This window comes from Paenibacillus sp. V4I9, from assembly GCF_030817295.1.
Lineage (GTDB): Bacteria > Bacillota > Bacilli > Paenibacillales > NBRC-103111 > Paenibacillus_E.
This window is the reverse complement of record NZ_JAUSZE010000001.1, coordinates 151,639-165,539: the sequence shown is the minus strand read 5'-3', so window position 1 is coordinate 165,539 and position 13,901 is coordinate 151,639. Positions and strand designations below refer to the sequence as shown.

Here is a 13,901-nt window from a genome sequence, read left to right as displayed (position 1 = left end):
ATGGGGCTTAGTCTATTTCTAATGCGGCACAAAAACTCCAGGATCTACAGCTACTCCATCAATGAACACAGCGAAGTGCAAATGAGGACCGGTAGTTTGCGAGCCCGTATTTCCCGATTTAGCGATGACTTGATATTGTTTCACTTGTTGATTTTTTACAATTTGTTGGCTAGATAAATGACCATATAAGGTTTTTATTCCATGGCCATGATTAATTACAATATAATTACCTAATTCAGAATTACTCGAAGCCTCCTCAATCATGCCATTAAAAGCTGCCAAAACAGCTGTACCTTCAGAAGCATGCATATCCATGCCTTTATGGAATGTCATAGATTCCCTTGTAATAGGATCTAACCTTTCTCCAAATGGTGAAGTCATTCGCACTGGTATTTCTAAAGGAGATTTAAAATGCGTCACCTCTCCTAACTCTGGATAGGATAGCGTTTGTTGATACTTCTCCCTTTGTTCGACTAGTTGATTGTTTAAAACATTCATTCTCCGCTTATCTTGCTCAACGTTCTGTATGATTACAGGATTATTTACTTTGGATTGTTCGACCCAAAAGTTTCTTGCTTTACGTTTAGCTTCAAGCTTAGCAACTATAGATCTGTACTTGGAATCAAGGTTCATAATAAAAGCTACATCTCTCTCTTTACTATTGTTCATTAATGCCTCAGTTGCGTTAAGCGCATCCGATAGGGAGTAAATTTCTAAATCCATGTTCTTTAATGCTTCCTTATTAAATTGATCATTCAAATCCGAGGCTGCAGACAACATCGTATTCGTATTCACTTTTTGAGCTACTCTGGTATATTCTTCTTCCATGAGACCCAGCTTTTCGCCCTCTGCTGCTGCATTATCAACCGCCACACCGTACTTGTTTAATAGGACAGAGGCATCTTCTGCGTGCGCGAAGGAAGTAGAGAAAACTAAGAGCAACAAAGCTATATAAATGACTCTAAACACGAGTACCACCTTTCTTATCTCCAAAGGATTCCTCCCCCCGAGCTGATTCACTTCGTATCTTATAAATTTCTTACTCTTTATTAATTCATACCATGTGCTATTCTTTCTACGATTTCTTTATCCCACTCATCAAGTTCATTCATCAATAGTTCATATTGTTTTTTGGATTCTGGCGTATTTAAAGCCCAAAGTGCAGCAGCACTATAATGTCCCAGAGTATCTATTCCAAAAAGTTTGTTAACGATAGGATCTCTATATTGGCTGATATAAACTAATTTTTCGATAATCTTTTCATTGCATAATTTTTTCCGAACAATTTGACTTATGGCACTAAATTGCACCTGATTATGATGAATATCTAGACAATTAACAAGTTCAACATCGTTTAATTTACCTTCTCGTATCTCTTTTGCTAAAGTTAAGGGTTTCATAATTTCATCTCCTACTATTCTTTTATTGGCCCATAGTTATCTATTAAATATTGTCTTTCTGCTCGATAATTATTCCAAAGTTGTTCAACAAGAGCTTTATTTCCGATTTTTTCTGCTTCTTTTATTTCCACCATATATGCTCTGAGTTCCATAATTATTCTATTTTTAAACTCATACGTAACATCCAATTTTGGAAATCCTTTAGCCATGTCATCAAGAAAATGTTGATACTCATGTCTTAAGGCACTTATCGAAGCATCTTTATAAATATTTAATTGTCCTGGAACAGCCCCTTTAGGTGCATATGCCATAATGTCTCTATCCAGAATTCTTACTTCAACCTTGGCTTCCTGTGCTTGCTTAATAATACTATTCCATTCCTCTGGATGGGAAATTCGCCCAGGTCCGTATATATCTCTAAATGGATCAGCATCATTTTTTCCGAACATGTTATCAGGTAATCTTGTAGGAGTAGTACTTCCCGTAATAGACGAAGAAACCTTCTCTTCAACCTTGCCTACTTGTGCAAGCTTCGCAGCATCATCAACAAGTACCGCACCCTCTTCAGCTACTTTCGCCCCTCTTATAGCTACACCGGAAAAAGGGATTAAAACTTCCGCAATTTTCTCCGAGCCATAACCTAACATGCCCGCTTTGCGATTAGCATCTACTTGTCCAAATTCATGTGCTGTATCTGCGGCAGCTTCATAAAGCTTCCCAGGAATTTGACTTAAGTTTCTTCCGATCTCCACGGAATGTTCTGCGGAGTCGATCATATCTTGCTTCACTTTCCTTAACGGATCAGCACTCGATGCAGTATCTACAACGTAAGCCGCCGCTTCTAAGCTCATTGTCAGCGGATTTATTTTCTGTTGTAATGCGCTCACGGTTATCCCAAGTTTGGCTAATCCAGCTACGCTATCGACTACCCCTTTGGCCACACCTGCTTCAAAATAAGACTTGAGTTGAAATCCTTCATCTACGGTTTTGATCAGCATATGTGTAACTTTATTATTTAAAATCGTGCCTTTTATAAACCGTTGTACCACTCGTTGATTCTGACCTTTATACGTGGAACGATCAATGTAATCGTTAACGAATTGCGCTCCTTGGTCGATCCAATGTTTGGATTTACTTTCAAAATCGTCGCGCATCTTGCTTGCTTGATGAATGGTCTCGACAAATAAGCTTGAAAACGTCCGCTTGTGACTTCCTTCCCCTATCGATAGTGCCTTTTTGTTCAATTCGGTTTCCGTTCTGCTATATCCATCCATAGCGTGTTCGATAAAAGACATTAGCTCTCTTAGTCTCGTATCCAGTTCATGCAAAGCATGACTTGAAGTATTTAATCTAGCCCTGATATTTCTACGAGAAGCAATTGCAGGATCCACACTGTTACCTACTGAAGATAACGAGCTCTTCACATTGGAGATCTTATTGAAGCTTTGATTCAAATCTCTATTACTGTTCTTAACTAAATCTATATCAATTTTGATTAGAGACAATCTGTCCCACCTCCTATCTTGAATAGACTTCCATTATTTTTTCATAAATTCAAGATCTGCATAGTATCCTGCTAGTGCTGCTTCTTTTACTGTGGAGTACAAATTATTTACAGTTACGCTCCCTGGAATTTTATCTACATAACAATAATAATTTGCACCATTACGTACATATCCTGCCACCATACGAGCTGTGTCTATCTTAGTGCCGGCAATGCTGAATCCACTTATAGGTCTAGATGTAGACAAAGTCACACCTTGTACAAGAACTAGAAAGCTAGGGCCTTCTATCGGATTGACCCCGCTGAATGTGGTCAATTGGCTAGGTATGTAGAAATTGTTTTTCCAATTCGGATTATTATTGTTGGTTCTGCTTATGCTATTCGCCATATCATTAGAAATGATGTCGTTTATCTTTACTCTTGCATCTGTTTGAGACATAGTACCTGCAGCTGTTGGCGGTAATCCCATTTGTTTAGTTAAGTTGTTTCCGGTTAAAGCTAGCGTGTATTCTAATCCCATATTCAGAGCGTAACTCGTTCCCAAGTAATTGTGGGTATAGGGGATTTTCATGCCAAAAGTTAAGTCCCAATCCACATCCTTGGCCGCTGTCTCTGGGTAATTACCTCCACCATTTTTGACCAGTTGTTGTGAGGCTAGATAATAACCATCGAAAGTAGCAACAGCGGCTACGGGGATATAATCCTTAATGATTGCTTTGTTCTGTGCAGTGGGCTGCAGGTCGTAGTTGAAGCAAAATACATCTAGAAATGTATCCAATGCAAGCTGTGGATTCACTGTGAATGCTTTATTCATCGTGTAATCCATATCAAGGCTGCCAGTTTTCAACATCGCCATTGCTCCAGCATCCGTTGAATAATCAATGGCATAGGATAATTTTAATTGTTCAATTTCATTTCGCTCTTTATAAACATAGGTCGTAAATCCTATTAACAAAGCTGCGAGGAAGAGTACTCCTACGATATTGACTACACCAAAATTTTTACTCATATCGAACCTACTTTCGCACCATGCCGGCTAAAGTTTGGTCGAACTTAGGTGGAATGAGATGTAAGAGTCTATTTTGTATTCTTTGCGCTCCAGTATAGTCAATTGCTTTTACTGAGACTTTGATTATGTCCCCAGCGTTCCAGGTTGTTGTATTGTCATTAAGAACATAAGAAGTATAAGTGCCGCCAGACCCATCAGGATTTACTACTTTCATATATCTTTTTACCGTAGCATCCATAGACACACCATGAGAGGAGACCCCTAAATAAAAGTCTGATAAATCTGTCGATGATAGTCTGCCATTATCCGCTACTTTATTTATTAGATTTGTCATTTCGTTTAAAACACTTCTATTCATGGTTAAATCCTTACTCATTGTATTGAGAATGAGGGGGCCTCCGGCTAAAATAGTAAAAGCTAATATGACTCCAAGTACCTTGTTAAGTATATCTGTCAATTTCTAATCCACCCGCCTTAAGCTCTTGCTAGTCTTTCTTCTTCTATTGCATATAAGACTTCTTTGATAAGAACTCCATAGTAAATGTAAGAATCCCCTTCAGGATCTTTGTATTTCATTAGTGAAACAATATGTCCTTTAGTATTTCTCTTGATTGCTCCATATAAGTTTCTTCTGTACTTATTAGATGGATCTAAGAATTCAAATAACAACTCAGCCCTCTCTCCTCTGGCACAAGTGGGACTTGCTACGATGACAGAAGTTCCTTTACGGAAAGATGGAAATAGAATGCCAAATAACTTCATTGTGCTCCCCCCTTATGGATGTACATCCCAGAATCTCATACCTGATGGTCCTGTAAATAATTCTAGATGTACCGGTACAGTTGACGGCATAGCTGCTTTGGCATTTTGCAGCATCAACACCTTATTGGCAAGAAAATTGTCATCTATAGAGAACTCTGTAGGAGCTCCAAAAGTATTCAACCTTATTTTTTTGGGTGAAGGGGTATTACGATCCGCTACGACTAACATCAGCATAATATCATCCGTTGTCATATCTCGTTCTGTAGGTACAATCTCACTTTTTGTTTCGAGTGCTGTCTTCTCAATCTGCACCCCAAAACCACCCACATCCCCTTTGAAGAATGGAATTGCGCAATAAATCATGATCGGTGTAAAGATAGCTAAGACCATGATTAAAATGATGGCATCGAATGCATCATCTGACTCGTTCATTGATTATTCATCTCCTACCACAACATCGTACATGTCATTTGTTTTCGTTAAGGTTAGGCGTACCTTCAATTCAAACACTTGGGCTAAGTCGTTAACACTCGTTATAGGGATTATTACGGGATTTGTTAAGGGTGTTTTGGTCACTGAACCGGTTATAGAACGTATCGCATTCGCATTCTTTTGCAGCATGACAAAGACACTTGCTGCTGGGGCAGCCCCGTAAGCCGCCGTGTTGACTAACTCAGTTGCATATGTTTCTGCCTGTATATCAGCAACAGTTGTTACGGCATTCCTTCCGAAGCTTTGACTCATAGTAGTGAACAAAGACAACATGCCAATGATTACCGAAATCACTATAAGATGGACAGTAATATGAACAGCATTGCTTACTTCATTATCCATGCCTACTGCCTCCTAAACTCAATATGGGTAATAGCGCCATTTAAGTCTTTCACTAAAGTGGAGTCATATCTTGCTGTTATCGGAAACAAGTTAGGGTCAGTTAGATAAGTCGTTGAAAACTGAGACGCTGGCGTTGTAGAGACCCATTTCCAATTAAAATTAACATTGGTTCCTGCAGTTGTGTCCACCCATATTTCAGGCATCCCTCTGGATTCTGCAATAGCGGATATAACATCTTGCGGGTATAAATTGGTTGTTCCATCAAACTGACTATAACGTCTATGCTCTTTCACGATAGCGACTGCATTATCATCTTCTTGCTGTATGCTTGCACTCTCTCTTGCTAGAGACCCCAACACCACTACAAAACTTAGAACAAGAGCCGCTGTCATCGCACTTATGCTCGCCCAGACCGCCGCAGGCCATTCATTCATATGAGATCCTCCTCTTACTTTAAAAACTATTTTCTATACTCTATAAGAATTCGCGAGAGCTGAACTAGCTTTTCGCGAATCTTAACAATATAAAAAGATATTTAGTGCTGTCGATGCTATTGTTGAGTAAAACAAACCCCAATAATCGTTCCTGTGGTATCTTTAATTAGTTCTGCTAGGAATTTAGCAGTTGGCCGAACAAATGGTCTAGTTCCCGATTCTGTCATGGGAATATAAACCATATTGTAGGTTATATTACCATTTCCAGCTAACCCCCCTGTAAAGAAGGAATCAGTAGTATTTGCTTTACGTAATCCAGAGGCGCCAGTAGTAGTTATATAAGAAGCAGGAGTTGTAGCAGTAGCAGCAGTAATATTATCACCTGTTAAAATAGCACCATAATTGAACCCTGTATCTGGCGTAAGCGCCATCTGTGATGTTGTCTTTGTAACCGTAGCTACAGGTCTACCCTCAAATAATTTAATCGCAGAAATCACTTGTGTACCTGACAAAATCTTCTGATCATAATCATCGAACTGAGCCAAAGACATGGAGTCCATCGAGTTCTGAACGGTTGTAATCCCCTGATTCGTTGTCCCCCTAGTAAATCCTAAAATAACGAAAATAACCGAAATAATTACCCCAATTACAATCAATGCTATCGCTATTCGTGCGCCAGATCCCAATTCGCCTTCCATTGATTACTCACTCCTTATATCCCTATTTTTATGGTTTTGTGAACAAACTTTCCAATAAAATCAATCTTACAAAATCGGAACCCACGGTACATTATTCAAACATACTCACCCCCTTAGCGTAATCGAGTTAACACTAGTGTTTGACATTCGCCAGAGCAGACATAAATTCTTTAAAGCCCAATATACCCAGCGGTAACAGAATATATAGAATTGCCGTTAACACAAGAGGTGCCATAGCCAAAGGGCTGACCATCGATCTCTTCTTGTTGAGTGTTGTATTCTGTGAGACTTCTCTAATTCGCATGACATGATCTCGCTCTGTCACAAGATCACTGAAAGCTTCCCCTAATGATATTTGGTGGATGGTAAGTATTAGCTTATCCACTAATCTTTTGAATCCGGGGAGAACTGCTTTTGCTTTTAAACGATTAAGAGCTAGATCGGGATTAGACGGATATTCATGATAGGCATCTAGTATGGCATTTTTATGCACTCTACTTTGCCTCTCTAGCCAATATAACGTTTCAAGCGTATCGGCTGACGTATTCATTAAAATAGAAATAATCGTTTGTAGTTGTAATACATCTTCTTCACTTTCTGTTTTCAGCAGCCACGCTCTACCTCTTAGCAATAGTTCCGGAATTTGATAGAAACCTACAGCTACAAGGAAAGCTATGATTATCATCCACCACTTAAAGTAAGTGTTATGATAGCTGATATACTTTTCCTTTAGCCTCTTAACTTGCGCATCTTGGTCGAAAGGAGGCAGTTTAGGAAGTTTTGCCTTCACCAACTCTTTCGTTTGATTTTCACTAGGCAACTGAGGCTTGGATAAATAAAACTCATCCATATCTTTTCTAATCTGGATGTCTTTCGCCGTTAATTTTTCTCCACCGACTAGAGAAACTTCTTTTACATTGCTATAAACAAACTGCTTGCCTAAGTTCACAGCGAAAAACATGCATATCATAGCCATCAAGAAGGCCATACAAGCGTAAATGATCTTGCTCCCGTACATATGACGTAAATCTGTCATGCTAAGAGCACCCTTGATGATCCGCAGCTTCCTTGCTTTCTTTATTTGCTTCTTAGGCATGATATCGTTCACTATTTTTATAAACCATTCACGCTTTAGAAGGTACATTGCGATGCCGTTACGATCATCTTTCCTCACAGAGACTGCGCTATTTACTTTCACAATAACCGTGTATCCAACAATCGAAGCAAGTAATATAACCGTTCTCGAAATATATCCTATCGGCCCGCTATACATCACGGAAGTTCCAGGAATAATGGAAGTGAAGAAACTCTCAATTACTCCGATAGCTAGCAATGGAGCGACAGGCAAATACTCCAATGCGCCGAATCGAGCCTTTTGCAAAGAGATACGCCTAATCTCTAAATTCACCTCGTCCGCCATCATACCCATAGCTTGGAGAAAGTTGGAAGTACCGTCACGCAGCTTCGTGTCACCTGAGTTATTGAGTATGAAACATACACCGGCCAGGGTGCATAACAACTTAAATGGCGTAGTTGCATAAAATTCCTCTAGCCGCTGTTTCCCATCCACATCTGTTAACATGATATAGATTTCCTCGAAAGCACGATGCAGCTCTGAGCCCGTTTCCGTTTCTGCGACAGCTTGAGGAATGGAATTTAACCTTAGGTAGTTTTGCCTTAAAGATGATAAGGACATGGATAGCTGTTTCAAAAGCTTGAAATGAACGCTATCAATTTGCTTATGTATTAAAACATTGTTCATAATAATTGCGTATAGCAAGACCAATAAAGTAGAAAACAAATCCCTGAAGATAATTGCGCCTGATACAATCAATACCATTGAAGACATGGCAGAGGTCGCATAGACACGTACGGCATATACCTTGATCTCTTGGCTTGTGTATACCGACAAATCGGCTACCATAGATTTCACTTTTCTGAAACTGCCCCGCGTTAAGAAGAAATCATCTAGAAATTTACTCATTCTAAAATAAGTCGATAAGGAGATAAATCCTTTATTCTTTTTCGCATAGCCTTTTCTTGAGGCTGCCTTTTTCTTATCCGAGATGATAACCATCGTAATTCCGATAGTTGCCGTGAAAATTATCCCTATAATTAGAAAGATCACTTATAACCTCCAATTATCCAAGATAAATTTCTTGAAATCTTTCACCTTGTCTAACGGCATGACGTCAAGCATTTTCTGTGTTAATTCCGTGGTAAACCAATCGCATGTTTCGTATGTATTCGTTTCTAGGTTATATTTTAAAATATCCCTTGTTGTGAACGTCTTTCTATCCGTCTGTCGATTGTAATATTCTTTGGTAATTTCATTCATAGAGTTCAATGGATCATTCCTGTCGTACTCTGGATAAGGCACGCTTACTTCTAGCCTTACGATTTCGGAAATTCTCTCAATGTATCTACGACCATCAGTGGTGTAGTTGAGATGGATATCTACTCGAATTACGTCGATGACCTGCTGCTCGGCTGTAATCATATTCCCCGAGAACCCTCCGGCATTAACTAGTGAGTTACGTATCGCATAAACTAATTGCTCCGCAACGTTCGCGTGATGTGAAAAGATCGTGAAGATGGATGCTACTTGTCCCATTTGAATCATCCGGGCTGCAATAGGATCTGTTGCAACTTCCCCGACGATAGATACCGCAGCATCTGATTTCTTCAACGCATCTTGCAACTCAGATGCAGATACATAATCAGTTTCTTGTACGGATAAAATATTTCTCTCTGGATACAATTCGCGTAAGTACATCTCCGGTGCCATTTCTAATACACGAATGGTATATCTCGGATCTATGAACTTCACAGCAGCTGTCATCATTACTGTCTTCCCTGCACCCTGCCGTCCGGTAAATCCGCAAGTAATTTGCCCCATCATCAGATACATCACCAGATTGATCGCAAGAAAGGCATCATTCACATAAGGCTTATCAATAAGTGCAGGCAGTGAAGAATCGCTCAAGGTGAATTTACGGATAAAAACAGCCCAATATTCAGATGCCGGAGGTCTCATCGCCAAAACACGTGATTTATCATACATCGTGTTAACCAGAAATCCACGCTTCTCTGTCAAAGGGCCCGGATTGTTGTAACGACATAACAACTGTACGACCCTTCTTAATTCTTCTTCCGAATGAAAGGTCAAGAATCTAAGATGAATATACTTGCCGTTGAAATATAACCATACTGACCTAGGTGCTTTCATAATTTTTTTATCTTTGTTAAGCAGAGCACTCAGAATTGACCCAGAAGTACCGCAGTTGAATCCATTGATATTCATTTCCCGCAATGTATCGATGACACCGAAACCCTTGTATTTCTGATATAACATGACAGAGAGTATATCTAGCATCACATGGTAAGTAAGATCGAAACTTTTCTCAGTGTAAATGGCATCTATATCTTCATTTAAAATAAGATATGACGGCTGCGTTTTATCTTCAATCACATAACGTTCCCGATCTAATCGATACTCTTTGATCATCTCGGAAAGCGCATCTTTGCCATATTTTTTCTTATAGAAATACATTAAAATCTCAAACTTCACGCGAGGCTCCAAGTAATTTGCTCGGAAATCAAATACTTGTAGAATGTCATCCTCGGTCTTTAATACATCCGCTACAATGCTTCTTATTAAATCTTGAACGATTAGCTTTGCTGAGTCGATGCCATAAACACAATTACGCATAGCATCCACGATACGTGCTTTCCTTTTATACATTGACTCGAACTCTTCGTCCGCTAGTCCCGCGAAGTTTTCATCTTTGATCAGATCCGCCAAGCTATACTTTACTATATCTAACAATCTATCGAATGTTAGCTTATCCGATTGCTCGATATCAGGTCTTTCCCGTTTAGACTTCAGATATAGAAACGTCACCAACAATGCGATGCACAAGATGGTAACCATGATCAGTAGTGAATTTAAAGTCACATGTACATCCTCCATTCAAGCTAAACCTTACATCACCACCATTAACCTTGCGGCCAAATCGTTTTCCTGCCTAAATTAGCTAAAATAATCATAAGGCACTCTTTCAAATCATTATTTAGCTCTATGACACGCGGATCTTTATCGATAATATAGGGAAGAATCGTTTGCAACTTCCCCATATTGCTGGTGCGTTTAATAAAAGCGTTATAGCTAATTTTTGCACACCGTCTGTGCCTTAAATTGATTCTCTTAGTTGTATCTCTAAAAGCTTCCACATAGGGATCAAACTGATTAAAGATAAACACTAAGCCTTTTTTATTGAGATAATCCATGACCCCCACAGACTCCCAATATTTTAATTTATCTGCTACATCTCTAGACTGTGTAAGAACCATGACAACCAGATCCGAGTTATCTATGACTGATCTAGTTATTTCGTCATAAATCTCCGTCGCTACGTCTGTAATGACCATCTCATGATTCAGATTCTCGATAACAAACTTCAGAAGCTTCGTGTTGTCTTCATTAGATATCGTATCCGATGCTGTATCAATGATTTGCAAGTTAGGAACGCCTGGGAGCTTTAAACAATAGTCTGAGATCTCATCACCTGATATAGCATTCGCCTCAAGCAGCTTAATAACCTGAGTAAGACTACGTGTCTTATCCTCCAATGTCTTTAACCCTAGAAAACTAGCAACCGCCTTATTATCATTGCCGGTATAAGTCAGGCAAGTCGTCAGATTTTGTGTTTGGGCTAATGCCAAAGCCAACATGACACTAATCGTGGTGCCGCCTTGTTTTCGATCAGGAGATATGATGGCTATTTTCATCTACCCCACCTCCTTGTTAGAAGCGCATAGGCAGCCTTGAAAGTTATATTCAGGTTGGGAGCCAGCATGGCAGCCAACCCTTTATTCAGCTCCTTAGATGGAATAGGTGATAAAATATGAAAAGTTTCAATCTCCTCCACCCTTTTCCAGATCTGAGATAAAGGCATAACGTTAATAGCTCCTTTGTCTCTCTTGCCATCATAGATTATTTTGACCGTTTCATACGCACCTAGAATATCCAGAAAAGCTTGCTCATCCTCGTTTGGTTTATAGCTCTTTACATAGATAATGAAAGAAAGATTTTCAGGAATTGTATCTTGAATATCGAAAATGATATGGTCAAAATCATCCACGGTGTACCCAACTTCTTCAAATATTTCATCCGGAGAAGCATCTGATACCGAAATCATGATATTCGCCATATGTCCTTGGGATTCACCATGTTCCAATAGCCTTTTATAGTGTCGATTGTTACTGAATAAAGCTACATCACCTGTTGCCTGCAATAATTTCATCAAAGCGTAGATAACCGGCCGTTTATCTGTATAGCCGCACACACCTATTAACATTACTCAACCACACCCTTCTCTATGTTCAGAAGCGGTGCACCAGGAGCAGTGTTTTTCTTCTGTTCATTACTGCTTGTTGAGTTCGTTGAATTACTGCTCGGTGGTTTATTACCAGTCGACCCACTATTCGTTGAATTAGATGTTGGTGTTGAGGTTGCGCTTGGTGAAGACGATGGCTTCGGTGCCGGCAACCCGGCTTTGGCTTGGGCATCAGCTTGAGCTTCAGCATCTTGGCGCGCTTTCTCATCATTTTTCAGTTGAGTCGATCCACTATCAATCTTTCCTATTATTTCATTTCTTCCTGACGATATAGCTTGTCCAACCTCTGGGGATACACCAGCTATTCCAGCATCAATCATCGTTCGGGATGTATTGTTAAGTTGAGCATTTATCTTTTGTACAATATTTGGATCGGCTATCATAATAGCTAGTATGTTTTTAGGTACAGAGTAATATTGCGTTGCCGCCTTTTGTATGCCAGGCTCTAAGTATTTTGTTAAGTACAATGTTGAACCATTTCTTACTTGTAAGAAATAGTCGATAAGCGCAGCTTGGTAAAAATGAATCTCTTGTTCGTTTAACTTAAATTTAATTGTTTTATCGTTGATAGCTTCCACCCTTTTGCGGGGTAATACGATGTAATCCTCCCCTAATGGATACACAATTCTGAAGTCTACGTAATCTCCGACTTTCAATCCAATCGGCATTACACTAGCAACTACGTCATATTCCCTAATCGTATCGTCCAAGGGATCTTCCATTACTAAATCTTTGCTGAGCGGTGTTCCTGAAGTCAGTCCCACTCTGTAATATTTACCTATTACGGTTTCAGGATCTAAGATAAAACTCTGATTAATAAAAGATTCCGGTATTTGCTTCATATCTAGATCATTCGGATCGATTTGTTTACCTGGAAATAAACCTTCAACTCCGTCTTTGACCGTCCACACCTCAACCATAGGGCCAATTTTATTGATCTTGGCTTTTAGAGCACCTAGTTCTTTATCATACGACGCTGTTAACGCTCGCTGTTTCGGTCCCCATATCATAAAATATTGACCTACATTGGTACCGATGAGTATTATCGCAATTGCCGCAGCTATAATGATGGTCTTCAAATTCCATTCTATATTCATTCGTGCATCCTCCATGTACTACTTGAGAGTTTATAGCTCATTTATGTATAAAGAATTGATTGTTGTTGTTTCTAACTGACATATGTCCAAGGATCGGGCATAGTCCCTTTAATTTCATAAAAGGTTTTCATGCTATTTTCTAAAATTATCAATCTAGAAACTACATTATTTTTCTTTAAGTAGTAATCAACGTAACTGAAATCGCTGTAAAACCCTGTAATTTCCCACCCATCGTAGAGCAATGTTTCCAAATATACGAAACTCTTTTCCAAAGCTGAATCATATGTATAAGGGATGGATTGTTTTATTCCTATTTTCAAACTCACAGGATCAACCATGGTATTACCAGACATATAGGTATAAGAAGTAATCGGTGTACCATTCTTTCTAGTAATCAATTGACGTACACCACCTGTTACTTTTCGTAACGGCGTACTGACCCTCGTATTCATATCTTTCAAAAATAAGGTATCTCCCTGCACATAATTGATATAATGCTCTCCATTTGCCTCCACCTCTTTGACTATTACCACCTCAGCTGGTAATTTAATTTCAGATTCATGTGAAGCAGCTAAAGAAAAATAAAAACCTGCTAATACTAGTAATAACAGAGGCGAACCCACTATCACCGCTCGCTTATTCAAACTCTTTCACCACTTCCCCTTGATACTTGAGCATCACATTTCCTGCTTGATCAAACTCAATGGTTAGACCTAAAGCTTTCAGATATTCGGTTATATTATTGGTATTTTTATCCAAATTTA

General features: G+C 39.2%; 16 protein-coding genes. All 16 read right to left on the bottom strand.

The genetic code is table 11. The features are described from left to right. Positions 1 to 18 precede the first annotated feature (18 nt). Entirely contained in the window at positions 19 to 993 is a 975-nt protein-coding gene (locus QFZ81_RS00710) for a M23 family metallopeptidase (RefSeq protein ID WP_307601013.1), read from the bottom strand. A gap of 56 nt (positions 994 to 1,049) precedes the next feature. Further along, entirely contained in the window at positions 1,050 to 1,400 is a 351-nt protein-coding gene (locus QFZ81_RS00705) for a hypothetical protein (protein ID WP_307601011.1), read from the bottom strand. A 14-nt stretch (positions 1,401 to 1,414) separates the two neighbouring features. Beyond that, positions 1,415 to 2,905, bottom strand: coding sequence for a hypothetical protein (locus tag QFZ81_RS00700; protein WP_307601009.1), 1,491 nt, complete (start codon positions 2,903 to 2,905; stop codon positions 1,415 to 1,417). Positions 2,906 to 2,938: 33 nt separating this feature from the next. Continuing rightward, a complete protein-coding gene (locus QFZ81_RS00695; protein ID WP_307601007.1) occupies positions 2,939 to 3,913 on the bottom strand; it encodes a hypothetical protein in 975 nt (324 codons plus the stop codon). Between the two features lie 7 nt (positions 3,914 to 3,920). Then, a complete protein-coding gene (locus QFZ81_RS00690) occupies positions 3,921 to 4,370 on the bottom strand; it encodes a hypothetical protein (RefSeq protein ID WP_307601005.1) in 450 nt (149 codons plus the stop codon). 17 nt (positions 4,371 to 4,387) lie between these two features. Continuing rightward, the gene (locus tag QFZ81_RS00685) at positions 4,388 to 4,675 is read right to left on the bottom strand and encodes a hypothetical protein (protein WP_307601003.1); all 288 of its coding nucleotides are present in this window, start codon (positions 4,673 to 4,675) and stop codon (positions 4,388 to 4,390) included. 12 nt (positions 4,676 to 4,687) lie between these two features. After that, the gene (locus tag QFZ81_RS00680) at positions 4,688 to 5,107 is read right to left on the bottom strand and encodes a hypothetical protein (protein ID WP_307601001.1); all 420 of its coding nucleotides are present in this window, start codon (positions 5,105 to 5,107) and stop codon (positions 4,688 to 4,690) included. Between the two features lie 3 nt (positions 5,108 to 5,110). Beyond that, positions 5,111 to 5,509, bottom strand: a complete 399-nt coding sequence (locus tag QFZ81_RS00675; RefSeq protein ID WP_307600999.1) for a hypothetical protein — start codon at positions 5,507 to 5,509, stop codon at positions 5,111 to 5,113. 2 nt (positions 5,510 to 5,511) lie between these two features. Then, positions 5,512 to 5,943, bottom strand: a complete 432-nt coding sequence (locus QFZ81_RS00670) for a hypothetical protein (RefSeq protein ID WP_307600997.1) — start codon at positions 5,941 to 5,943, stop codon at positions 5,512 to 5,514. Between the two features lie 116 nt (positions 5,944 to 6,059). Beyond that, the gene (locus QFZ81_RS00665; RefSeq protein ID WP_307600995.1) at positions 6,060 to 6,641 is read right to left on the bottom strand and encodes a hypothetical protein; all 582 of its coding nucleotides are present in this window, start codon (positions 6,639 to 6,641) and stop codon (positions 6,060 to 6,062) included. 133 nt (positions 6,642 to 6,774) lie between these two features. After that, positions 6,775 to 8,769 carry a hypothetical protein gene (locus QFZ81_RS00660; RefSeq protein WP_307600993.1) on the bottom strand — a complete coding sequence of 665 codons (1,995 nt, stop codon included), beginning with the start codon at positions 8,767 to 8,769 and terminating at the stop codon, positions 6,775 to 6,777. After that, positions 8,770 to 10,599 carry a pilus assembly protein CpaF gene (locus QFZ81_RS00655; RefSeq protein ID WP_307600991.1) on the bottom strand — a complete coding sequence of 610 codons (1,830 nt, stop codon included), beginning with the start codon at positions 10,597 to 10,599 and terminating at the stop codon, positions 8,770 to 8,772. A gap of 41 nt (positions 10,600 to 10,640) precedes the next feature. Beyond that, positions 10,641 to 11,432 (bottom strand): CpaE/TadZ family protein, encoded by a 792-nt coding sequence (locus tag QFZ81_RS00650; RefSeq protein ID WP_307600989.1) that lies wholly within the window; start codon positions 11,430 to 11,432, stop codon positions 10,641 to 10,643. Further along, complete coding sequence (locus QFZ81_RS00645) at positions 11,429 to 12,001, bottom strand: hypothetical protein (RefSeq protein ID WP_307600988.1); 573 nt, start codon at positions 11,999 to 12,001, stop codon at positions 11,429 to 11,431. The genes QFZ81_RS00650 and QFZ81_RS00645 overlap by 4 nt, the downstream gene beginning before the upstream one ends. Beyond that, complete coding sequence (locus tag QFZ81_RS00640) at positions 12,001 to 13,137, bottom strand: CpaB family protein (RefSeq protein WP_307600986.1); 1,137 nt, start codon at positions 13,135 to 13,137, stop codon at positions 12,001 to 12,003. The genes QFZ81_RS00645 and QFZ81_RS00640 overlap by 1 nt, the downstream gene beginning before the upstream one ends. A gap of 71 nt (positions 13,138 to 13,208) precedes the next feature. Further along, positions 13,209 to 13,781, bottom strand: a complete 573-nt coding sequence (locus QFZ81_RS00635; protein ID WP_307600984.1) for a hypothetical protein — start codon at positions 13,779 to 13,781, stop codon at positions 13,209 to 13,211. Positions 13,782 to 13,901: the final 120 nt, after the last annotated feature.